At 57.8% G+C, this 22,715-nt stretch carries 18 protein-coding genes; 9 read left to right on the forward strand and 9 right to left on the reverse strand.

Annotation, left to right across the window (positions count from 1 at the left end; all coding sequences use genetic code 11):
- From I6F36_RS37240 to I6F36_RS37255, 4 genes are all read left to right on the forward strand, one after another.
- The coding region (locus I6F36_RS37240) for a cupin domain-containing protein (RefSeq protein WP_225173006.1) at positions 1-278 on the forward strand (278 nt) is incomplete at its 5' end.
- 673 nt (positions 279-951) lie between these two features.
- Positions 952-1,257: an acyltransferase family protein gene (locus I6F36_RS37245; RefSeq protein WP_225173171.1), complete on the forward strand. Its 306-nt coding sequence runs from the start codon at positions 952-954 to the stop codon at positions 1,255-1,257.
- A 102-nt stretch (positions 1,258-1,359) separates the two neighbouring features.
- A complete protein-coding gene (locus I6F36_RS37250) occupies positions 1,360-1,845 on the forward strand; it encodes an acyltransferase family protein (protein WP_225173172.1) in 486 nt (161 codons plus the stop codon).
- A gap of 367 nt (positions 1,846-2,212) precedes the next feature.
- On the forward strand, positions 2,213-3,541 hold the full coding sequence (locus tag I6F36_RS37255) for an NAD(P)-binding protein (protein ID WP_225173173.1): 1,329 nt from the start codon (positions 2,213-2,215) through the stop codon (positions 3,539-3,541).
- Positions 3,542-4,052: 511 nt separating this feature from the next.
- Here the strand turns inward: I6F36_RS37255 and I6F36_RS37260 are convergent.
- The 8 genes from I6F36_RS37260 to I6F36_RS37295 all read right to left on the reverse strand — a co-directional run bounded on the left by I6F36_RS37260 (position 4,053) and on the right by I6F36_RS37295 (position 16,517).
- Complete coding sequence (locus I6F36_RS37260) at positions 4,053-4,745, reverse strand: sugar transferase (RefSeq protein ID WP_225173174.1); 693 nt, start codon at positions 4,743-4,745, stop codon at positions 4,053-4,055.
- Between the two features lie 223 nt (positions 4,746-4,968).
- Complete coding sequence (locus I6F36_RS37265; protein WP_225173175.1) at positions 4,969-7,188, reverse strand: AAA family ATPase; 2,220 nt, start codon at positions 7,186-7,188, stop codon at positions 4,969-4,971.
- A 153-nt stretch (positions 7,189-7,341) separates the two neighbouring features.
- The gene (locus tag I6F36_RS37270) at positions 7,342-8,499 is read right to left on the reverse strand and encodes a glycosyltransferase (protein ID WP_225173176.1); all 1,158 of its coding nucleotides are present in this window, start codon (positions 8,497-8,499) and stop codon (positions 7,342-7,344) included.
- A 72-nt stretch (positions 8,500-8,571) separates the two neighbouring features.
- Complete coding sequence (locus I6F36_RS37275; RefSeq protein ID WP_225128182.1) at positions 8,572-9,447, reverse strand: glycoside hydrolase family 16 protein; 876 nt, start codon at positions 9,445-9,447, stop codon at positions 8,572-8,574.
- A gap of 37 nt (positions 9,448-9,484) precedes the next feature.
- Positions 9,485-10,906: a lipopolysaccharide biosynthesis protein gene (locus I6F36_RS37280; protein WP_225173177.1), complete on the reverse strand. Its 1,422-nt coding sequence runs from the start codon at positions 10,904-10,906 to the stop codon at positions 9,485-9,487.
- A gap of 73 nt (positions 10,907-10,979) precedes the next feature.
- Entirely contained in the window at positions 10,980-13,031 is a 2,052-nt protein-coding gene (locus I6F36_RS37285) for a glycosyltransferase (RefSeq protein WP_225173178.1), read from the reverse strand.
- Complete coding sequence (locus I6F36_RS37290) at positions 13,028-14,434, reverse strand: hypothetical protein (RefSeq protein WP_225173179.1); 1,407 nt, start codon at positions 14,432-14,434, stop codon at positions 13,028-13,030. The genes I6F36_RS37285 and I6F36_RS37290 overlap by 4 nt, the downstream gene beginning before the upstream one ends.
- A 118-nt stretch (positions 14,435-14,552) precedes the next feature.
- Positions 14,553-16,517: a hydrolase gene (locus I6F36_RS37295; protein ID WP_225173180.1), complete on the reverse strand. Its 1,965-nt coding sequence runs from the start codon at positions 16,515-16,517 to the stop codon at positions 14,553-14,555.
- 234 nt (positions 16,518-16,751) lie between these two features.
- On the opposite strand from I6F36_RS37295, the gene I6F36_RS37300 reads away from it, so the two are divergent.
- Genes I6F36_RS37300 through I6F36_RS37310 form a run of 3 tightly spaced genes read left to right on the forward strand, consistent with a single transcriptional unit; the run spans position 16,752 to position 19,698 of the window.
- Positions 16,752-17,636, forward strand: coding sequence for an FkbM family methyltransferase (locus tag I6F36_RS37300; RefSeq protein ID WP_345944203.1), 885 nt, complete (start codon positions 16,752-16,754; stop codon positions 17,634-17,636).
- A gap of 60 nt (positions 17,637-17,696) precedes the next feature.
- Positions 17,697-18,947 carry a glycosyltransferase family 4 protein gene (locus tag I6F36_RS37305; protein ID WP_225173181.1) on the forward strand — a complete coding sequence of 417 codons (1,251 nt, stop codon included), beginning with the start codon at positions 17,697-17,699 and terminating at the stop codon, positions 18,945-18,947.
- 58 nt (positions 18,948-19,005) lie between these two features.
- Positions 19,006-19,698 (forward strand): bifunctional 2-polyprenyl-6-hydroxyphenol methylase/3-demethylubiquinol 3-O-methyltransferase UbiG, encoded by a 693-nt coding sequence (locus tag I6F36_RS37310; RefSeq protein ID WP_225173182.1) that lies wholly within the window; start codon positions 19,006-19,008, stop codon positions 19,696-19,698.
- A gap of 54 nt (positions 19,699-19,752) precedes the next feature.
- Here the strand turns inward: I6F36_RS37310 and I6F36_RS37315 are convergent, their stop codons facing one another.
- Positions 19,753-20,064 (reverse strand): hypothetical protein, encoded by a 312-nt coding sequence (locus tag I6F36_RS37315; protein ID WP_225173183.1) that lies wholly within the window; start codon positions 20,062-20,064, stop codon positions 19,753-19,755.
- 505 nt (positions 20,065-20,569) lie between these two features.
- Between I6F36_RS37315 and I6F36_RS37320 the strand changes: the two genes are divergently transcribed.
- On the forward strand, positions 20,570-21,640 hold the full coding sequence (locus tag I6F36_RS37320) for a glycosyltransferase family 4 protein (protein WP_225173184.1): 1,071 nt from the start codon (positions 20,570-20,572) through the stop codon (positions 21,638-21,640).
- Positions 21,570-22,697, forward strand: a complete 1,128-nt coding sequence (locus tag I6F36_RS37325) for a glycosyltransferase family 2 protein (RefSeq protein ID WP_225173185.1) — start codon at positions 21,570-21,572, stop codon at positions 22,695-22,697. Before I6F36_RS37320 ends, I6F36_RS37325 begins: the two co-directional genes overlap by 71 nt.
- The last annotated feature ends 18 nt before the right edge of the window (positions 22,698-22,715 follow it).

The following is a 22,715-nucleotide window of genomic DNA, read 5'->3' on the forward strand; positions in this document are numbered from 1 at the left end:
TCAAGCGCATCGTGGTGAAGCCGGGCGGGCGGCTGTCGCTGCAAAAGCACCATCATCGTGCCGAGCACTGGATCGTGGTCCGCGGCACGGCGCAGGTCACCGTCAACGAGACCGTGAAGACGGTGCACGAGAACGAGTCGATCTACATCCCGATGGGCGCCGTCCACCGGATGGAGAACCCCGGCAAGATCCAGCTGGAGCTGATCGAGGTCCAGACTGGAAGCTATCTGGGGGAAGACGACATCATCCGGATTGAAGACGACTATCAAAGGTCTTGAGGAGTTCAACGAAGGATTGCTGCTGGTGAACGGCCAAGCTACCTCAACTAACCGCTGGTCGTGCTGAAACACACACTCAGTTCTGGGGCTGCCCTAAAAGGCGGTGATTTTCTCTCGTCCATCGTTGTGGATCCGCTTAGAATCCGGCGGACGAGTTTGGGCCATTGAACAGCTGTGCTTCAGCAATTGCGCTTCCCACTGCCGGCTGCGCGTTCTGAGCAGCGTAAGATTCGGCAGTAGCTTGCAAGTCATGCACGATGCCGCCACGCCGATGCGGTGGAGCGAGGTTCCTGCTACCTTCTGACGATAGGTGTTTAGGAGCCGGTGTCTTAGTACCCGGTCACGTTGCTCCGCCAGATGCCGACGGAAATTCGTTTTCGACGCGCAGTCGTTGTTCGGTCCGAGCAAGAAGGAAGGCTGCTTGTTACGGGTGGTGGCGTGGTGTCTGGGCTACCGCCGAGGAGATGGTTCAATTTTGTGCATTGAGCGCCTACTATATCGCGTGGCCTCTTCGGGGACCGGATGCATACTATCCGAGTTGAAGATGCTTTCTTGACGCCGACGTCGGGTCTCACACTGCGTCGATTTAATCGCTTAATGCCGTTAATTGATCACGGGCGCGCATAGTCAGTCAGAATTATTTAGGTGTTGATTGACAGAAGAGAGGTTTGAAGTGCTAGACGCGCTTCGCGGCTTCGTCGCCATTGGCGTCCTGTTTTTTCATCTTTCAATCGTCGGTGCGCCGCAGTTGGCACCTCATGGCTATCTGGCGGTGGATTTCTTCTTCATGCTTAGCGGGTTCGTGCCTTCGCACTCGTATGCGATGCGTCTTCAGTCTCGCAGGCTAACAGTCGCCAAGTTCCTGCAAATTCGCATGAAGAGGTTATTACCGCTTAGTTTTGTTGGGGCTCTTGTTGGGAACAGGGTATTTCTTACTCCGATTGGCGCTTCAGAAACATTCGCAATACGCACTCTTTGACATCCTCGGCGGGACGGCCTTCAACGCGGCTTTGCTGCCTAAGCCTTGGGTAAGTCAGGCTCCCACAGACACGACATTCCCCACCAACACCCCGATGTGTTGTTGTCATTTGAAATCGCCGTCAATGTACTTTGGGCGGCGCTGATATTGCTGGTAGATAGGAAGTGCGCCTGGGTGATCACCGCCGTCACTGGTGGACTCCTTGCCCTAACGATCCTCAAATACGGTACCGCCGATCTCGGGGCTACGTGGACTACTTTTTTCGGAGGTGCTGTTCGCACCCTGTTCGGCTTCTTTACCGGCGTTCTGGTTTGGCATTACCGCCCCAAACCTGTCCTGCCCGCACTTCTACTTTGGCCAATGATCCTTCTGCTCGCGACCATCCTTTGCCTTCCGATCCGAAGCTCTGTGTTCGATGCTGTTTCGATCGTCCTTATCTTTCCACTCCTGTTGTATCTGTCCGTCGCTTGCCATCTCCAACAAAAGCAGCGTCTTCTTAGTGTGCTAGGCCGCCTTTCGTATGCACTCTACATCGTTCACGTTCCAATCCTTATGACGACGGTCGGTCTGCTAAAGGCAACTCATTAGGAAGCAGCCTCTTGTTACCTCTTTGCACTAGTACCAATTTGCATTCTGCTGGCGATCGGTCTGGGCAGGTACTACGATTTCCCCCATTACATTGGTTCTTGCAAAGCAAAAGCTCGGGTCTCTGTAGCTTCGGAGCCTGCCATCGCCGCCGGGCCACCTAAAAGTGCGCGTCACAGTTTAGGCACTCGCTGCACAAACCTAAACCAAGCTTCTCTGAGAGTCTTTGTCTCGAAAACCGAGTGAGGTGCGCTTGCGCCGAGCAGGCAGCACCAGGAGCTTCTGGTCGCGAAGCATCTTATTTGCTGGTCGCGCTTCCAGAAATGCGCTTCAATAATCCAATACATGCCGGGTCACTGGATGATCGCTGATGACGAACAGCCTTGACGAGGCGCGGTACGATGCAGTGGTGTTGGGCGCTGGAATCAGCGGCCTTGTGGCGACATCGATCTTGCTGCGCGACGGCGCGAGGAACGTCCTTGTCGTCGACGAGTACGCCTGGAGCGGTGGAAACCACATTGATTGCAAGGTCGGCGACTACACCTTCGATGTCGGCAGCTACATCTTTCAGGACGATTCGCCGTTATTGGCGCACTTTCCCGAGTTGTTACCGCTCTATATTCAAATCTACCCGTCGTGGGGGCGTCTCACTCCGCAAGGCGTAGTAAGTCACTATCCGCTATCCATTAAGGACGATCTGCTTTCAGCCGGTCCGTTGGAATGGCTTTGGATGGTGAGCTCGATCATCTTTGCCCGAACCTTCCGCCGAAGGATCCGAAGTGCCAAGGACTTTGCAACCTTTTGGATTGGAAGGCGGTTACTGGAGCGCACAGGGCTCGGCTATTATTTGAGCCGATTCTACGGATTTCCTGCCGATCAGGTCGACGTCAAGTTTGCAGAGAAAAGGATGCTTTGGATTAAGGAGCATGCGACGCTGCGAAACCTTGTTGGGCGGGCCTTTCGTCGTGCCCCCAATGAGGCTCCTAATCAACAACTCGTTCGACCGCGGGAGGGCTTCGGATTCCTGTATCGCAAGGCAATGGAGCGGCTCGAAGGTCAAGGCGCGGGCTTTGTGCTGGGGACCAAGATAGCTCGCGTTCAAAGGCAGAACGGCGAGTTTTCGATTGTCCTGGCGAACGACCGTGCGATCGTCGGCCGTCGCCTGGTCTCGACCATTCCCCTAGCACGCATCCAAGATCTCTGCGGACTGCAAACGCGTCGAGAGCTGAAAACTGTGACGTTGCTGACGTTGTTCTATAGCTTTTCCGGTGAGAGAGGCTTCAAGCAACCGATCCTGTATAATTTTTCAAGCGAAGGGGCGTGGAAGCGCCTCACGATTCATTCCGATTTCTACGGCAGGTGCCACGGCCGAGAATTCTTCTCCGTCGAAGTCAATGCTGAGCACGTGGCGCACGACATTAGTACGGCAGATAGCAACTTTAGAACTCACACCTGCGACAACAGACTGTTTTTGGGCGACCTTCGGCTTGAGGGCGCGCATATGCTTGACAATGCCTACCCGATCTACACCGAGCAGGCCGACGAACACGCGGCAAGCACGGTGGCTGCACTGCGCAAGTTAGGCGTCGAATCGATTGGACGGCAAGGCAGATTTGACTATCAACCGACCGCTCGCGACTCCACCTTAAAAGCCGAAGCGGCGCTTCGTTCGGATCAGCCTCGGTCAAACCTGGTGTAGATCAGATGCGAGCGCGCCCTCGACTTCATCAGGTAGGTTGCAACACTTTGTACAGGGCCTGTTGAAGACGCGGTCAACGGGTGCTCGGGCAACAAAGGAGCCTTCGAAGCGGAAATTGGGCGTCACTCAGTGGCGGTCGAGCAGGGTGGGGGTGCGGGCGGCGGGCTCATGCGCCATCTTCCTGACCGCGCCAATGAGGCCGCGCAAGCGACCGCAGTTCGTGCAAAAAACTGGCGTGTCATCGAGGGCTCCGTCAGCACACTGAAACGTAACCGCCAGGGTCGCGCAGTTCGAGCAAACGGATTCGAAAGCTGTGGCCTGGGTCGAGCTCGCTCTCATCATCATCCCTCAATGGTTCGATCGATCTCGCAACTCGAGAGTGTCGCAACGGCCTAAAGTCGGATCCCAATCGAGCGGTGATCAAATCTTCGGTTCAAATGGTTTTCTGTGCTCGCAGAGGTACCAGGCCTCCTGTCTTCAGAGATGTCCGGTCGGGACGGCGAGTCGACTTTTAATATGCTGCATCCTCGAATAGAGCCGGGATGGTAGCCAGCATGATCTTGGTGTCGAGTACCATGGACCAATTGCGCGCGTAGAATGCATCGCAGGCAACGCGCCGGCGGTAAGTGGTTGTGCTGCGACCGCTCACTTGCCAAAGGCCGGTAATTCCAGGACGGCAGGCGAGGTAGGCGTCGACCTTGTACGCGTACCGCGCCAGTTCTTCTTCGGTGACCGGCCGAGGTCCGACGATGCTCATGTCACCGCGAATGACATTGAACAACTGAGGCAATTCGTCGAGGCTGGAGCGACGCAGCGCTGCGCCCAACAGCGTGACGCGAGGGTCTGCGCGTAACTTGCGAGTGGCCTTCCACTCGGCGGCGGCCGCAGGATCCGACTCCAACAACCGTTGCAGCCGCTCCGCTGCGTCAGGGGCCATGGTACGGAACTTCAGACAGTCGAAGGTCTGACCATTATAGCCAACCCGTCTATGACGAAACAGCACCGGTCCTGGCGAGAACAAAATCAACGCCGAGCAACAGAGCAACAGCAAAGGAGAAAGCAGCAGAATGCCAAAAGCCGCCAATACGAGATCAACCGATCTCTTTACGACTGTACCCACGGGACGCGGTGCTACGTGGGCGGGAGAACGTCTCTTTGCGGAAATGAAAGGCAACTCGCCGCGTGTATCGACCACATTGGCCATTGCGGGAACTCCATAAAACAAAACCTAAAAAGCCTTCGAACTCGTCCCCTCTTTTCTTGCGGTCCCATCGCCCCCAATGCGAGCACATTAAATTCTGACGCGGTGCAAAATTAATACAAGTTTAAAGTTTCGGCAAAGGCAGCGGATTTTTTCAGCGTTGTATCAATTGGGCTCGTGATGACTTGCGATTTGAAAAAGGCGGTAGCAGCGCCGTTACCTTCCTTCAGTTTTGATAATAGGAATAGCGCCGATCAGAATAACCCTCAAAGCGACGCATAAACGCTTCGTCGGTTTTGTTGAGTACGGTGCCAAGCAATCGCTCCGAAACAAGCGGCGATGACTGGATTGCCTTGAGGACCTCGTTGGTGGACGTGCCCCATTCGACCACCATCACAAAGGCGTCAAACAGGCTTGCGACCGCTCTGACGTCAGCTATCGGCAAGATCGGCGGCAAATCGCAAATGATGTAGTCGTAGTCCTCGCGAGCTCGCTCCAGTCCCAGCCTGACCGGTGGCGCACAAAGCACATCCGAGCTGTTCGAGGGCGGTGCCCCAGATGGCGACGGGACGACATCGAAGTTGAAATTGAGGTCGTTGATGATCACGTCTTTGAGACGCAACCGATCGACTACCATCCGTTGCAGCCCCAACCGGCGCTCGTAGCCAAGCATTTTGGATAAGGCCGGCTTACGCAAATCCGAATCAATCAGAAGCGTGCGGGCTCCGCTTCTCGCAAGAAATGCGGCAAGCGCCGCGGTGGCGGTTGACTTCCCTTCACCGGGAAGCGCCGACGTGATGCCGATCACTTTTGGCTTCGCCGGATGCAGGTCGATAGCGACCTTGATGTAACGCAACGCCTCGGCCGTAGCCGAAAAAGGAGCGGCTTTGTTGATCTGCTGGAAGGCGCTGGCGTGACCGCCGCGCCATCGCGTCCGCAGCTTTGAAACAGCTGGGAAAGCGGCCAGGCAGGGCGTGCTCAACAGCTTCTCGAGCTGGTCACGTGTGTGGACCCTTCGGTACATGAATTGCTCTCGGGCTATTGCTGCGAGCGTGCCCAGGCCGAGCCCGCACATCGCTGCGAAAGCCAAGGCGATGGCGAGCTTGGGCGAGCTTGGCTTTGTAGGTGCCGACGCTTCCGTCACCACGCGGGCCTCGGTCGACGGAAACGACTGCTGTTGCACCGACTGGGTGAATCGAGACAGGAAAGCCTCGTAGATGCCACGATAGGTGTTTGCACCCGTTTCCAGCTCCCGCAGGTGAACCTGAGCTTGCCGCGTTGCCCCGGATTGCTGGAAGATCTCGATCATTCGCGTATCGATCGCCTCTTCCTGCGACTTCGCAATCTGGAGTTCGCTCTTATAGCTCTCCGCGATACGAGAGATTTCATCCCACATCGACCGTTGCAGCGCTGCCATTTCGGATCGCAGATTCCTGGCGGCCTCATGCTCGGCCCCATAGCGCGCGCTCCATTCGGCTTGCTTGTTTTGGTTCTCCAGGTATTTCTGACGTAGCTTGGTAATCACCGGACTGTTAAGCGCATCGGTGACAACCGGATCTGGGATCGTGAAGTTCTCCTTCTCAGGTCGTTGTTCGAGAATGCGTTGTATACGCTCGAGCTTGGCGCGAGCTTGGCTGGTGTCGGCGCGAGCTTTGGCCAGTGCTACGCCGAGCTGATCGAGCTCAACCTCGCTCGCCAATTTGCCTTCGACGCCAATGATAATGCCGTTTTCGGCCTTGAAGTCCTGCACGGCTTTGTAGGCATTGCTGGCCTGCTGGCGGAGTTCGCTGATCCGCTGTTCCAGCCAAACGCTGGCGCGTCGGGTAGCCTCGTACTTTGCCTGCAGCCGGTATTCGATATAGGCATCGGCGAAAGCATTGGCGATCCGTGCAGCCTTGTCCGGGTCAAGCGAGGTATAGGCGATCTGCTCGACGTAGCTGCGGCCCAAACGGGTGACGCGCAGATTGTCCTTGAGAACGCCAAGCGCGCGTCGCTCCAGCTCGGCAGACGAAGGCCTTTCTTCGGACGGTTTCGTTAGCCGCAACCATCGGGCCAAGCGGCTTGTGATTGCATTGCCCGAGGCGACGAACTCTGGATCATCCGTGAGACGCAACTTGTTTATGACCGCTTTGCCGACCTTTTCTGACCTAGTGGTCTCGATCTCACTCTCCACAACAGCGTCGTCTACGCCTTGATGTTCCTGGGAATTCTCACTTCGTGGCGAAGTGATTCCCTTGGTATCAACGAACATGTCAGCCTGCGCCGTGAACTTGCGAGGCGCCATCCCGACGTAGAGCGAGCCAAGCGCCAACGAGGCGGCCGTCATGAAGGCAATAAGACGCCATTCGCGACGTAAGAAGTCGCGTAGCAGAAGCAGAGATCTTGCCTGATCAGGGGCGGCTTCTGTCGCCGTCGCATAGGGCCGAAATTCGCCGGCGATGTTCATTCCACGCCCTCAACTCAACTCGTTTTATGAACGCGTACAGTCCAAAAGGAGCGGCTCGCATCTGCTCGCACAAACAAGAACTGGCATTTAAACAAAAAGCAGTATCGCCCATTAAATTGATGTTACAGAGCCCAAATGCCATGCAGGCTGTGCTCAAGAAACAGTCAATTGAGGGTTGAGATCATGCCGAGCGCTTCCTTGCTTTGCTGTCTCCGATCTGGCGCGTTGGGCGAAAAGGGAATCGATATGCGAACGCATTTTGCGGATGAATGGCTCGCGGCCAAACTGCTGGGCGTGAGCAACGATAGCCTCGGGCTCAAAGGTCATCCGCTCGAATCGGGCAATGCTATTGCTGATGGCATCAATGGTCTGCTCGTCGAAGAAGAGACCAGTCAGGTCGTTTGCGACTGTTTCGGTAGCGCCCCCCCGCCCGAAAGCGATCACCGGACGTCCGCTCGCCATGGCCTCTACCGGGACCATGCCGAAGTCTTCTTCTCCCGGGAAGATGAGCGCGCGACAGCGCGCGTAATGGTGCTTGAGTGCCTCGAACGGCTGCGGTCCGAGCACGGAAACGGTCGGGCCGGCGAGGCGGCGAATCTCGGATAACATCTCGCCGCCGCCGATGACTACCAGCTTCAGTTTCAATTCGTTAAACGCGCGCACCGCAAGGTCGGGCCGCTTGTAGGACACGAGTTCGCCGGCCATCAGATAGTAGTCGCCGAGTTCGGAGGAGGGGCACGGCGAGAATGCTGCAGTATCCACTGGAGGATGAATCACGTTGGCGTCGAGGCCGTAGTAGCGGCGGATACGGCCGGCGACGGTTGCGGAATTGGCAACGAAGCTATCGACCCGTGCGGCGGAAGCGACATCCCACAGTCTTAGATAGTGCGCAAGCGAGGGCATGGCCAGCCGCGCGAGCGAACCGGCGCTGGCTCGGTAGTCGTGAAACATATTCCAGATGTAGCGCATGGGTGTGTGGCAATAGCAGACGTGGAGGGCGTGAGGAGGAGCAATGACGCCTTTTGCCGGTCCGGATTCGCTGCTGAGAATCAGATCATAGTCGCGCAAATCTAGCTGCTCCAGAGCGAGCGGCATGAGCGGGAGATAGGTCTTGTACATGCGTGGAGCACGCGGTAGCCGATTGATAAAGGTCGAAACAACGCGGTGTTTGCGAATATTTTCGGAGACCATTTCTGGAACATAGACGTGCGTATAGATGTCCGCCTCGGGATACATCTCGCAAAGAGCTTCGAGGACTTTCTCGCCCCCGCGCATCCCCACAAGCCAATAGTGAATGATCGCGACTTTCATGCAGTCAATCTTTCGCGAATGGATCGAAGATGTGCTGTGATTGCGCAGTGGAATCGAGCGGACATCTATGCTTCAGCGTGGTAGGACTTCAGGGGCAGGCGGACAGCCTTCGGCCGGACCAGGCCCGCGCCCGTACACGTGGACATAGTCGACCAACAGCGTGGAAGGATTGGGTGTCTGATCGATCGGCCAACCACCGCCGAGGGCAAGGTTCACAAGAGGGTAGAGTGGACCGTCGAGTTCAGGTGGGGTTGGTTGGCTCCAGACCGGGGTTCTGTCGAAGAAGAACACAACGGCCTGGGGCGAGATATCTACGCCGAAAGTGTGGAAGTCTTGCACGAGCGCATCGTTCGGTACCGTGACCTTCTGCCCCTCGCCCCGGGTCTTCTGCGGTTGTTGCTTGTACCAGATGTGCGTGGCGGCCTGATAAGCGGATGTGAACTGCCCATAATATTCGATGACATCAAGTTCGACGTTTCCTTCCGTCACCGTGGCGGGCTTCAGAGCGGCAAGCCAGAATGCGGGCCACGTTCCCGGACCGGGCGGCATCTTCATACGTGCTTCGAAATAGCCGTACCGGGTTCCGGTCCCGGCGCCGGAAGCATCGGCCGCAGCCAGAAGACCCGACGTCCACTTGCCGTTCCGATCCTTCGAAGCGGTGATGGTGAGAACTCCGTCTTCCACCTTGAATGGCCCCCGCGGTCCCGGATTGGCAAATGCAGCGTCGCCGAAATCGCCCGACCAAGGGGTGTGTGCGGTCCAACGGGCAGCGCCCAGGCGGGTCGCTGAGACACTGAGGTCGTTGAAGTCTTCAAGCAAGACGGGATGAAGTTCACAGGATGCAGGCTGCTCAGCTGCGATCGCAGAACTGAGTGAAATCCCGACCGTGAGCACGACCGACGTGGCTGCCCAGGTCGAGCGTTTTGTTGCATGCCCCTTCTCGGTCATCTCGCTCTCCTTGATCCTGCATCGTGCACTTCGACCATCACACCGCTCCTGCGCGGCTGCTGACACGAACACCAAAGCCATACAGCGCGCCGACATACACACTGGCGCCGAACAGAGAGATCACTCCCAGTTCAAAAAAGGCAGCCAGATGGAGCTCAGGCAGCTTGTATCGCAGGCCCATCACCAGAAGGGTCATCACCGCAGATGCGGCGGCGATTGGCCATAGATTGGCCGCCTCCGACGCGACGCTGGTTCCGACCAGTTGCCGGGCTCCCATCAAGGAGAGAACGAACATGATGAACGAGACCGCGGCTCGTGCCGCGACCACGCCTGCAATCGAATAGAAGTAGAAGCCAAAACACATCAGAACGATTTTGGCGCACAGCTCGACCAGGGTGAGGCGAAACACCAGATGGGTTCGATTGGTGGCCAGCGCCAACGAATGCAGGGGCTGATAGAACGCGCTGAGGACGGTCGACAATGCGAGCCACCGCAAGTAGAGTCCAGCCTCGCCCCACTGGGGCCCCAGCAAGACCTCGGCGATCAAGTCCGCGGTCAACGACATTCCGATGCAAGCCGGCGCGGCAAGTGACATCGTGAGCCGGGACGCCTTCGAATAGGCATGACGGAGCCGGTCCTGGTTCTGGTTGATCTGCGACAGTGCGGCCATGAGAGGCTGCATCGCCGGGCCGATCAGGCTCTGGGTTGGCATCACCGATAGATCGCTCGCGATGGTGTATTGACCCAATGTGGCCTTGCTCGAGGAATAGCCGAGTAGGATTCGATCAAACTGCCAGCTCAGCGCGATGATGATCTGAGCGCCGCTCAGCCAACCCAGAAAAGCCGAGAACTCCCGAAACTTCGACAGCGAGAGGTTTGGTCTGTAAGGGGCCAACAGGTACGACATCGATGTGGCGGCCAAGGACGCTGCGATGCCGCTGGCGACGATGGCCCAGTACCCAGCGCCAAGTTTGACTGCTGTCGCTGCAATGATTGCTGCGGCAAGTTTGCCAAAGATTTCGGCAACAAAGACTGGCCTGAAAGCCAGGCTGCGGGTGTGCTCGACCATTCCAGGGCTATACAGGCTGCGAGCCAAGGGTCCGATGGCGCTCACGATGATCAAGCTGGCCAAGCGGGAATCCTGGTAAATCTGAGCAAACGGCCACGCCACCAGCAAAAGCACCAATGTCAAGGCGATGCCTCTGAGAGCGCTCAAGGTGAAGGCAGTGTCCAAGTGTGACTTCGTTACGCTTGGCAAGCGCGTCAGAGCCTGCAGCGTTGGTACCTCGAGCACCATGTCCGCGATGATCGTTACGGTAGCGGCGAGGGCGGTGAGGCCGAAATCAGCGGGCGTCAGGATGCGTGCGAGGACCAGAAGCGTGACGAAATCGATAGCCCGGGCTGTTAGCCTGGACGACACAGTCCAAGCGGCGCCCAACAGGGTTTTGCGGGCAAGCACGACTCAATGCCTGCACGTTGCGACGAGGCATTGCCTGGTCGCCGATGCGGAAAGAGTGCCGGCTTGCGCGGCTTCATGAGGCAGTGGCGTCATCGCGAGTGCCTGTGCTTGGAGATACTGGTCGCGGGCCCGAGCTCTTGTCGCTCGGTATGAGGGTCGCTGCGCGTTCGGGTTCAAGACGGCCCCTCAGAACGTCGGCGAAACCGAGCACGTTACCGCGAAGCCGGCCCCGCCGGTCGATGAAAGGTTCAGGTCTGGCGGCGCGCGCCAGGTTGATGGCGACGTTCCGAAAGATCTGCATGGTTGCCTGCCGAGGCGTCATCGTGCCTTTGCGCAGCAGGTAGATTGGATTGACGACTTGGGAATAGCCCAGGCGATCTCCGGCAACACGGCCCGCCTTCAGTCCCATATGCACGCCTCGGGCGCGGGGGGATTTGATCAGCCGGCCGCCTCGCTTTGCGAGCGCTGCGCCAAAATCCCGGTCTTCCTGCCACCCATAGAGCACGAGCCGCTCATCAAAGGTGATGTTGCCGATCGCAGACATGCGGAAAGCCATGTTGCAGCCGTACGGGCTGAATGGTTCGATGCGCGGTGCTTCGGGCGACAGCGTGCCTTCCGTCAAGATGCGCAGCGCTTCATCAAAGCTGAGACCCGGTCCGAGGATGCCGTCAGCATAAAGATAACCAGTGAAGCCGACGACCTCTGGTTCGTCTCGAAACGTTTGCGCAGCCGCGGCCAGCCAATCGGGATCCGCCAGAAAATCATCGTCAAAGAACACGATCACGTCGGCCTCATTACTGAGCGCGGCCAACGCGGTATTTCGCTGAGCCGGCAAGCCGCCGGGGCCGGTGACAAGCCGAACGCCGGGCAGCTTGGCGGCATTGCCCGCATCTTCACGGTTGACGCAAGACACGATGACGGCGTCCGGCTTGAGGGTTTGGGCCTGCAGCAAGTGAGTCAGGGTTGCCGTCACCGTTTCGGGTCGTCCTCGTGTCGCGATTGCCACTGCCACTCTGGGCATGCGTCCAACGGTGGTCTCACGCGCTCTCAGACCCGATGTAGGCTCTCGCATCAGCTCGACATATCCAGCCGCAGTGCGTGCCCAGGAGAACATCTTAATGCGCTCGCGGCCACGCCCGACCAGTTCATCGCGCTGATCGCCGGATGTCGATAGTTGCCGAATGCACTGCACCCATCGTTGTGGATTGTCGGGGGGAGCGAGCAAAGCGGCATCGCCACATACTTCGCTCATGCTGGCGCGATCCGAGGCAATGACGGGACAACAACGCGCCATGGCTTCGATGATCGGAAGCCCAAAGCCTTCTGTCCATGATGGAAAGATCAAGCACAAGGCACGATCCATAAGATAGGCGAGATCGTCATCCGTGACGCGGCCGAGCAAGGTCAGGCCGCGAGCGTCCGTTAGACGTTCAGGCGAAAATATGTCCGCGCCGCCACCGGCGACGATCACGCCGATGTTCATTGCGGCGAGTTCCGGCGCGATGGTGCTAACCAGCTGCAGGTTCTTATGCGGAGCGCGCGATCCGAGCGCCAGCACGAACCGGGTGCCGGCCGCAACCTGGCAATCCTTGCGCGCAAGGCTGGGGTCCCAGGCCAAGGCGTGCTCGTGTCCATTTGGAAGCACGGCAATGTCCCCGTCGCGTAGCGGCAGGTGCCGGGCAAGTTGTCGGGCCGAATAGGCTGAAACGGTGGTGATCCTTGCAGCGCGCTTCGCCAACAGCGGTTGCAGGGTGCGATAGATCGCGCGAAACGCTGGTCGATAGCTCTCCGGTGCGTCGAACACGTTGGCGTCGTGGATACACACGACCTGATCCGGTTTGACGGCCGGCGCTGTGTTGCCAAGATTGAGCAACGGTCCGGGCCACCGCCCGGGAAGAACCAATTGCTCCCAGAGGTGTCCGCCGAGATGCCCCGCCGGGATAAGCGGCATAGCCTCAAGCCGAGGATCGGGAGCGGCCTTGGGGGCAATGATCGGAACGATTGCGCCAGACCCGACGAGTGCCTGGTTCATTGCCGCCGTGACGCACTGGGCGTAGCGCTGCACGCCGCTAGTGGGCTGAGTCAGATAGCGGCCATTGACCGCAAAACTGCTGGATGCATTCATGCTTTGGCTCCCGAGGGTTCGGACGGCGTGAGCAACACTCCTTCGAGGTGATCCCGCGGTGAAGCGCAAGCCAGCGCGGCGAGGGCGTAGAACAGCAGACCTTGCTCCACGGATGGAGCCGCCAACGTGTCGCCGATGATGAGAGCAAAACATGCATTGCGCGCGGCTAGGCGAGCGTCGGTCTCATAAGTACGCGGACCATTCAATGGTGCGAACAGGGCTGTTGCCGCGAAAAGGAGGTAGAAGGCAGTTCCCGGAATACCAACGTTGGCAAGCAGTGCGATCGGAAAACTCGATGTGCGGATAGTTCCGAGCCCAACGCCGAAACCAAAGGAGTCAAAGAAGTTCTGCAGGGCAGCCGCGTTCCACTGGCTGCGCTCGACGGCCGAGGTCGAAGAGGATTTGTTGAGAATCAACGTATCGACATAGCTACGCGCCGTTTCGCTGGCTCGCTCGTCGAGGAGCACGCCCAAGATCACGATGACCAAGAGGATCGGCGTGCATAGCACGGCCGCGGAACTGAGCGGACGGTTCGGTTGAAAGCCCGATCGCCGCAGAAGGCCGGCGTAGAGGATCAAGCCGACCAGTGGAGCCCCAGCAAATCCTGTCGAGGAGGTTGACAGAACGACCAGCGCCAGCGATGCAAGCGCCATCGGGCCGGTGAGCATTGGCATGCTGCCGCTCAGAAAGAGGGTGCCGGTGAACGCGAACGCTCCGAGAGTGGCGCGCGCGAATGCGGAAGCTTCGGGAAAGGAACCGACGATCCGCTTTACACCGTTAACCTGATCATCGGCGTGCATTGTGTACCGGGCGTTCCGCATGAAATCGAGGAGACTTTGGGTGCCCGTCGCATACGTTCCGATGTCCAGCATGGCGAGCAGGACGTTTCCGGCGCAATAGCCGAGTACTGCGGCGACAACGGCGCGAAAGCCGGCATGAGTCGTTGCGATCGCGGCCGTGATCCCGAAGCAGGCAAGATCCGCTGCCATGTAGACGGACTGAGTAAAATTGCTGGAAACGGGCCCAAGCGGGACGGTTGAGCCGGTGTCGGCGTATTCCGACGCGCCAAGAGGAACGATCTGCGTTGCGCCAGCCAGTAAGCGCGGCATCAGGACAGCAGAGCCGACGCCAAAGATAACCAAGCACAACAGCCAGAATCCGGGTTGGCCGAAGCTCATGGCTCGCATCGCAGCGGCAGCCTCGTGGCGCCGAGCAAGCACTGCCGCCATGGCAAAACTTAAGAACAGGTGTGCCGGTTGAATGTTTGCGCCGCCGACGAGGATGGCGGCGGCCGCGCCAAACAGGGCAGTGCCCATCAGCACGCCGAAAGTGGCGCGATAACCGAGCGGCAGGCAGAGCAACCCGAGTAGGATGGTCAAAATCCCGATCGGTTCTAGCGACATGGCGCATCGCCGGGGTTTGACTCGAGTACGCTGCGACACGTCATAGCCGGAGTCGCGGAGCCAGCGCGGCTGACCGGAGATGGCACGTGAAGTGCTGCTGGATTCGGCATCGGCATTTTCAATGCTGGCGAGCCATCATGCCCCTGATAGAATGTATGGAATCAAGCATCGGTAGCAGAGCGTGCTTAAGAATGGGGAATTGCCGAGCTATTGCGCCCTCACGCCAGAGTTCAAATCGCAGCGATGCCAGCCTGCTCAACACCGGCTGGGGTTGCTCGGCGCGCAATGCCTGCAGCACATCGGGTCTGCCAAAGTCGACGGATCGGCCCGGCACTTCGAGGCATCGCAATTCGCCGGCGGTAGGCCGCGTAATGGCCCGCTTGAGCCGAACCCAGGCGGCATCGGCATCGCGTAATGCCGCTGCCCCGCCGTCGATCGGAAGGCTGTCTACGTAACTGAGCGCGCCGGACAGCAATTCGTTTCCGAGGCTGGAATCGCTGATCCCAAACCGGATGTCGCCGCAATTGGCCGCGACATCCTCTCCCTCGTCGACAAAAGAAGTGACCGAGGGGATCCTTGGCTCGAACAGGCTCTCAATCAGATGCCAATACCGCAGGACTGAGGAACGGACGTCGAGCGGACTATAGCGATTGCGCTCAACCAAGAGACCGAAAACCTGCTTGAAATGTTCTTCGCTGTGTCCCTTATAGTTTGATCGGGCAAACTGAATGGTTTCAATTTGTAGCGCCGGAAAGGCACTGGCCAATAGCCGCTGCGTGCTTCCGTAGAGACCGGTATCGCACAGCAGAATTCGGCGAGCATCGCCTCGGAGTTTGGCAAAGTGCCGCTCGAATAACGCGTTCTGCACGCGGATGTCAGACAAAACCGCCTTCGCGCGATCGTCGAACAACATGGTCAAGAATACGTCTGCACGAAATGGCTGCTTCCATTCCTCTGACAGCTCGTAGCGTCCTCCACCAAGGGCACGAGCTACATCCAGAAACGAGCGGCCGCGAAACTCACGGGCAATCTCCTCGAGCGCGGAAGCGCTGCGAACCAACACCGCAGCGCGCGCCGCAACGAGGCGTGAGACCATGAAGTTCTGCCGTGGCATGCCGAGCGGCAGCGAAAGCCGAGCGATGACTCGTTCGAAGACTTCCCTTATTCCAACACCGCCCCGGGCGCAAAACAGCAAGGTCGCCTTGTCGCATGCGTTCACTTCGGCGGCGTATAGCCAAATCAGCAAACAAAACTGAGTGACGATGGGCCCAAGGACAACACGTCCAAACGCGTACGCATTTTCGGGTGGCTCCGCTGCCGAGCATTTGCCGCGCTTTGGTCGCGACAATGCGGCCCGAGCAGCAACCAAACCGCCATTCGCCTTGCGCAAATAGCTGAACCAGACCGGCCGGGGTGTATGAATGACAGTTAATCCATGTGCCGAGGCGCGACGGACGTCGGCATGCGGATCATCGCCGATGTGCAGAATTCGTCCTAAGGACACCCCTTCTGCTTCGGCGACCAGGGCAAACAGGGCACCGTCACGCTTGGTGCATCTCTGATCGGCGCTGCTGTAGATCTGATCAACAATATCGTGCCCATGAAAATGCGAGATTAGTCCATCGAGGTCAGCAGACGACAGCATGGTGTCGCTGACGGCGACAACGCGGCTGCCCGCCGCTCGGCGTGCGCGCAGAAATCCGGCCAAAGTCCGGTTTGCAACGAGCGAGGTCTTCTCGATGTCGAGTTCAATTGCCAATCGCGCAACGCTCAAGGAATCCGGAAGACCCAGCAAGCGAAGTTGCCGATGGATCACGTCGGGCAGTCGGACTTCACCGGAACCGCGCACGGCGAGCGCTCGGAAGGCAATTCGCTCGGCTTCTTGTCTGGCTCTCGCCAGCAGAACAGGTTCGATTTGCCAACCGCGCGCCCGAAGAAGGTTGCTGAATAAATGCTCACCTTGCACAATACGTGAGCGAGCGGAGCGCACGGTTCGCAGCAGAAGCGTATCAAAGACGTCGACGGATATCAGATCGATTCCATCGGCGGCTCTGACGCGCTCGGCTAGCCTATGTGATTTCATAAATTACCAAACTCCAACGCACCGAATGACGCAAAACACGCGTAACGGTCGCAAATTGATTTGTGCTAGGCGGGCTCCGCAATTAGATGTTGCTCAGATCAATAAATTGCTTGTAGCATTTTGCGTGCCAACTCTGAGGGGCGTTCATATTTAAGAATTATATGGACCGGCGAATTACCAGCCGAATTCTCACGATCTCAGCTGACCGTTCCAGCGAGGGGTATTTAGAGAATAATGATGCGATCGCTTACTAAGCATGGGATTTCCGCGCTCGCTTCTGTTGCCTCCAGGGCCGCACAAAGCGCGTCGTTGCGCAGGATGATCTTCAATGGCATCCGCTTGCGGCGCCCTGAAGTGGAACGTTTTGGTCGGATGGACGAGATCCGCTTCTTGGCCTATTGCTTTCTGAATCGCGATCGATCGCGATCGCAAATACTTCAAGACCTGTGGGTCAGCTACGAGCTCGGAGAGAAGCAGGGCGGATTCTTTGTTGAGTTTGGTGCAACCAACGGCGTTACGAATAGCAACACCTGGCTGTTGGAAAAGGAATACGGCTGGCAAGGAATTCTAGCTGAGCCGAATCCAATCTGGCACGACGCGCTCGCACAGAACCGGACTTCGCGCAAGGATCGTCGGTGCATCAGCTCTAGCTCAGGCAAGAAGGTGCGTTTCCTGGTAACGAACGAAGTGGATCCGGAGCTCAGCGGGGTAGCCGAGTTCGCTTCGGGTGACCACTTTGCAGCTGTGCGTTCTGCCGGCCAAGAGATCGAAGTTGAGACGGTTTCGCTGAACCAGCTTCTGGCGGACTGCAATGCCCCTCGCAGGATTGACTACATGTCGATCGATACCGAGGGGAGCGAGTACGACATTCTAAAGAGCTTCGATTTCTCCCGCTACAGCATCGATTTACTCAGCGTGGAGCAGAATCGGCAAACGGAAGCTGCGATTCAGGCGCTTCTTGCGACGCACGGATACAAGCGAGTCTTCGCGGAGTTCTCGCAGTGGGACGGTTGGTATGTCCATTCGGAGCGCATGACCACTCGGCGTGGCACGAATCTTGACCGGCGCTTTGGTGCAAGCCCCGTTCAGGTGACGTTGGTCGAGAAAACGAATGGCTGACCAAACCCGGACTGAGCTTTGAATGAAAGAGTTTTCAGCACGAGCAAGAATGCCGAACACATGTCATCGTTAGAGCCCGCGGCTGAAGCAAAGCGCATCAATGTCGCGATGCTGCTCAGCTGCAGTTCCTTCGAAGGGTTTTTTGGGTGGGTGCAGGGTCAGACGCGCGCCAGTTATCTCGAGCGCTATCGAAACGACTGGGCGTGGTACTATGCTCGCGGTTTGAGCCGAAACGGGATTAGGCCGATGCTCTATATCCCCTCGCTGCGGGAGTCAGGAAAATTCGCTACCGATGTTGGGATCGACGTTCGATTTCTGCCGCTCGAGAACTGGTACCAGCTGATCGAACAGGTGTGGGTCAAGCGCGCGTCGCGCCGTTCGCGCTGGTCCCTATATGCTGAGGAACGGCTGAACACGATTGCATTTATGCGGCCGCTTCGGAAAGCGCTGGCAGCGGACAAAATTGATCTGCTGTACGTTCAGGAATATTGGAGCGGCAGGTTCGATCACCTCGCAGGTCGAATTGATCTGCCAATCGTAGGTGCAGATCATGGTGGCCTATCGGATCGTGTCGTGAAGCTGTTCAAACGCGATAGCTTTTGCAGGGCGGCGTTGCTCTATGGTCAAACCGAGCAGGAGTGTCGCATCGTTAGTCGATATGGCGGTCGATCCCGTCTCCAGCCGAACGGCTGCGACGTATCGGAGTTCTTTCCAGACGCGGCCGCGAGCCGTTCCAAGACAATCCTGACGATCACGCGTTTGACCAACAGGCAAAAACGCACGACCGACCTAATTCGCGCGCTCGCCAACCTGCCAGAGGAATGGACGCTGGATATCGTTGGCACGGGGCCCGACAAGGACCTGATGCGGGGGCTCGTGGCCAAACTCGGCTTGTCGCATCGGGTGCGATTTCATGGATTTGTCGACCGGTCCGAGGTGCGCGCGTTGCTGTGCCGGTGCGGCGTATACGTGATGCCCTCGGCGAACGAGGCGGTGGCACTTGCTGTACTGGAGGCAATGGCTTGTGGTGCGGCGGTGGTTCTGAGCCGCATACGGGCGTTTGAGCAATTGGTCACGCACGGAGTTAATGGAGTGCTGTTTCCCGTCGGTGACGTCAGAGGTCTATCCGCTGCTATCCTAGATGCCTGGCGCGATCGCCAATCACTTGGCCGAGCAGCAAGCAAAACCGTCCACGAAAGCTACAATGCGGAGAAGTTGTACGCGGAGCTTGCAGATAGTTTGCGAAGATCCGCTCACCACACTGTAGCTACCACGGCGGAATCAAGCTTGAACTTGGAGGCTTTGTCTTAGCGGCATGAGGCAGGAAATCATAGGCGACGGCTCCCTCATCTTTGAGAAGGTTTGCGCAATGAAGGAATTATACGAGGGTGATGCTTACGGAAAGAACAATCCGACGTGGCACGAGGAGGATGCGCCGTGGAAGGCCAGTCACGTCGCGCAGATGATCCGGCGAAACAATATCCCAACCCAGCGCATATGCGAGATTGGCTGCGGGACTGGCGAGATCTTGTTGAACCTGGAAAGGACGTTTCCGGATGCGCGGTTATCGGGGTACGAAATCTCGCCCGATGCGTTCAGGCGCGCAGCAGCAAAAAGCACTCAACGTACGAAGTTTCACTTAAGCAACCTCCTCGGCGAACACGATTTAGAGTTTGATGTTATCCTCGCGATTGACGTGATCGAGCACGTTGAGGACTATATCTCATTCATAAAGCAGTTGCGTAGGTTTGGAACATTTAAGATCTTTCACATCCCGTTGGATCTCTCCGCGCAATCCATTTTGCGGGCCTGGCCGATTGCCGACCTCAGACGCAATGTCGGACACATTCACTACTTCTTCAAACAGTCAGCGTTGGCCACGCTCGAGGATTGCGGCTATACGATTGTCGATCATTGTTACACCGCCAGCCGGTTGGAATTGCCCAATCAGGCCTTCACAAGCCGTCTCATGCGAGTGCCCCGCCGCCTGATGTTTGCCTTCAATGCGGATCTCGCGGTGCGTTTGCTAGGCGGCTACTCGCTGCTGGTCGTCGCAAAATGAGGACCGGCGCAAGTCGGCTGGGTTGCGGTGATAGGCTGGGCCGGGTGATCGGCCTCAGTTAGAGGCGATCGATCCTGAATTGGAGCTGCGCTTATCCGCTGCAGCCAGCTCGTCTGGCGCAATCAGCTTGCGCTGATAGGCGCGAAACAGCGCGCGGATAATGACGCCGACAAAGTAACCGCCTTGCAAGATGGCTTGGGTGGCTAAGACGGCAAGAACGGTTTCAAGCCCGCCGAGGCGCTGATTAAGTGTCAGGACGATCGTGACAAACAGGACAAGCAAGGCAAAGGGGAGCAATGCCCGAAATCGGAAGCGCAGCCCCAACGCCGCTCCGAAAATTGCCAGTCCGATAGCCGCGTATTCCATTACAGTGTCCCGCGATACGCGAAGTCCCCTCGAAGAGCTGAGCTGAAACAACGTCCTTGCGATCGGTTTCGTGCCCCCTCACGCCGGCCGGAGTTCGACACCTCGCCTCGCTTGCCCAACCGACGAACCCGTCAAGTGACAGATCACCTGTTGCGAGAACGTAAACTCGCAGTGTGGCAAGATCTTGTGGCGGTGCAGCACTCACCGGGCGCCAAACCGGTTTGGTGCATTCGAACAATAACTTAGGCCGGCTTGTCAGGCCAAGCCCTGTGAAAGCCACCGACGAGCCAGAATAGCAAGCAGAGGAACCAGATCAAGTTAGAGGTTCCCCTCATCAACGGATTTTTTCGGCACAGCGCTTTGGTGTTTCGGCCGATGTCACCTTGGCAGGGTATTTGCAGCGCAAGCATCGTTGGTTGTTTTTTAGCTTGAGGTCAATCGTCCCGGTGAACGCGCCGGAACTGGGGTGTCTTGCATCTTCCCTGGCTATCTGCCGCAGGTGTGCATGCGTATTGTACAATTACTCAATCATACACGCCGGCTGAATGGTCATGTGCATGCCGCCGTGGACCTCGCCTGTGCGCAGGTGAAACTCGGCCATCAGGTCGCGATGGTGAGCGGCGGCGGCGATTTTGATGCCCTGCTCGCGGAAAACAATGTCGAAAACATCCGCATCGGTTTGGAGCGTCGACCTAAGGAGCTGCTGCAGGCCACGCTGTCGCTCTATCGGCTGATGCGCGATTGGCGGGCAGAGGTGGTTCATGCCCATATGATGACCAGCGCTGTCCTTGCCTGGCCAATTTGCAAGTTGCTCGGAATCCCGCTCATCACAACCGTTCACAATGAATTCCAGTCAAGCGCAGTCCTCATGGGCCTCGGAGCGAGAGTGATCGCGGTTAGTGCAGCCGTTGGCAAGTCAATGCGAAGACGAGGCATCCCACAGTCGAGGATCCGCGTGGTTCTGAATGGAACAATCGGTGCAGCGCGTTTCGAGAAAAAAGATCGCACGCCAGCCTCGCTTCAATCACCGGCGATTGTGTTCGTTGGCGGACTGCATCCGCGAAAAGGGCTATCGGACCTCTTTTCTGCGTTCGATATGGTTTACGCGGCGCTCGGAGCAGGACGCTTATATATTGTCGGCGACGGTCCGCACCGCGAGCAATATGCCGTCCAGGTCAGCTCGATGGCATGCGCGTCGGCGGTGACCTTCTTGGGTCCTCAAGATAATCCGTTTCCGTTCCTGTCAGGGGCCGACATATTCGTGTTGCCGTCGCACGCTGATCCCGCTCCGCTGGTGCTGTCGGAAGCGCGGGAAGCTGGCTGCGCCATCGTCGCGACCGATGTCGACGGAATTCCTGAATTACTTGAACAGGGACAAGCAGGCGTTCTCGTTCCCGTGGGCAACCCGCAAAGACTTGCTGAAGTATTGCGCTGTTTGCTCCAGGACCGACAAGCTGTGCTGGAGTGGAAAAAGAAAAGTCAGTTCAATCTGGAGTTTCTTACAATTGAGCGAGTCGCTCGGCAAACGCTGGCGATTTACGAAGAGGCGTCAGGTCCCGCTCATGCTCACGCCTGAAGCAAGCGATGTCAGTGACGCAGCTACAGCGAGGACGTGCTCGAGAACAGAGGCTAGCGATGCTCCCCAGCTCGCCGTTGTCATCACCTGCTTCAATTACGAGGCTTACGTTGAGCGAGCGATCAGGAGCGTCTTAGACCAGAACTGCGATGCCTGCGAACTCCTGGTGGTGGACGATGGCTCAACTGACGGCTCCTGGGAGACGATCACCCGCTATGCGGTGACTGCATTCAAGATCCAAAACCGCGGGCAGCTAGGGGCCTGCCTGTTTGGGCTAGAAAAGACCCAAGCGAGATTCATCTTGTTTCTCGACGCCGATGATGAGCTCAAGCCAGGTTCACTGGCCAGAATCTTGGCCGAATTAGACGAGCGCGTTGCAAAACTTCAATTTGGGCTGACGCTCATCGATGCCGAAAGCAGGCCCGTCGGATCATTCTCGTCGCTCGAATCGTTTCGGGAGCGCGACCGATTGGTCAATGAGGTGCTCAGACGCGGCGTCTACAAGACGCCACCGACGTCTGGGAATGTATTTCGTCGGGATGTCTGCGAGCTACTGCGCGAAGTGGATTATGACAAGGCCGTGGACGGGGTCGTTTTGTTTGTTGCTCCGTTCCTTGGGGACGTCGTCAGCCTTTCCGAAGAGCTGGGAAACTACCGCGTGCACGGCCTCAACGATTCGCAGCTCGGTCAGCTTCCAAGCGCTTCGTTGCTACAGCGCGATATCGAGAGGTTTGTGGCACGTACCGAGCATTTGCGCGCGATTCTTGCTCGAGTGGCTCCGGGCCGAAGATTGGTTGAGCCGCAAGGCGCCTTTTACTATCGCGAGCGCAGCTTCTGCCTCCAAATCGTATCGGCAAGCAGCTCACGCGCTTCGATGTTGCCGAAACTGATAGCGAGTGTTGGCTCTGAGCCTTTCCCGATCGTTCAAAAAATTGCGCTGGTTACTTTCTTTGTGCTTGCGGCCATGTTGCCTCACGAACCAGCCAGAGCATTGATGGCCTACCGGTCTCGAAACCGGAGACGATCGGGACGCCTCCGCTTTGCTTCGCGGCGCTAGAGAGGACGCTGCTACTGG

This window comes from Bradyrhizobium sp. BRP19 (genome assembly GCF_020194195.1).
GTDB lineage: Bacteria > Pseudomonadota > Alphaproteobacteria > Rhizobiales > Xanthobacteraceae > Bradyrhizobium > Bradyrhizobium yuanmingense.

Coding starts and splice junctions, on each gene's coding strand:
- I6F36_RS37255 (WP_225173173.1), top strand. CDS start 2,213: ATGACGAACAGCCTTGACGAGGCGCGGTACGATGCAGTGGTGTTGGGC.
- I6F36_RS37260 (WP_225173174.1), bottom strand. CDS start 4,745: ATGGCCAATGTGGTCGATACACGCGGCGAGTTGCCTTTCATTTCCGCA.
- I6F36_RS37265 (WP_225173175.1), bottom strand. CDS start 7,188: ATGAACATCGCCGGCGAATTTCGGCCCTATGCGACGGCGACAGAAGCC.
- I6F36_RS37270 (WP_225173176.1), bottom strand. CDS start 8,499: ATGAAAGTCGCGATCATTCACTATTGGCTTGTGGGGATGCGCGGGGGC.
- I6F36_RS37275 (WP_225128182.1), bottom strand. CDS start 9,447: ATGACCGAGAAGGGGCATGCAACAAAACGCTCGACCTGGGCAGCCACG.
- I6F36_RS37285 (WP_225173178.1), bottom strand. CDS start 13,031: ATGAATGCATCCAGCAGTTTTGCGGTCAATGGCCGCTATCTGACTCAG.
- I6F36_RS37290 (WP_225173179.1), bottom strand. CDS start 14,434: ATGTCGCTAGAACCGATCGGGATTTTGACCATCCTACTCGGGTTGCTC.
- I6F36_RS37295 (WP_225173180.1), bottom strand. CDS start 16,517: ATGAAATCACATAGGCTAGCCGAGCGCGTCAGAGCCGCCGATGGAATC.
- I6F36_RS37300 (WP_345944203.1), top strand. CDS start 16,752: ATGATGCGATCGCTTACTAAGCATGGGATTTCCGCGCTCGCTTCTGTT.
- I6F36_RS37305 (WP_225173181.1), top strand. CDS start 17,697: ATGTCATCGTTAGAGCCCGCGGCTGAAGCAAAGCGCATCAATGTCGCG.
- I6F36_RS37310 (WP_225173182.1), top strand. CDS start 19,006: ATGAAGGAATTATACGAGGGTGATGCTTACGGAAAGAACAATCCGACG.
- I6F36_RS37315 (WP_225173183.1), bottom strand. CDS start 20,064: ATGGAATACGCGGCTATCGGACTGGCAATTTTCGGAGCGGCGTTGGGG.
- I6F36_RS37320 (WP_225173184.1), top strand. CDS start 20,570: ATGCGTATTGTACAATTACTCAATCATACACGCCGGCTGAATGGTCAT.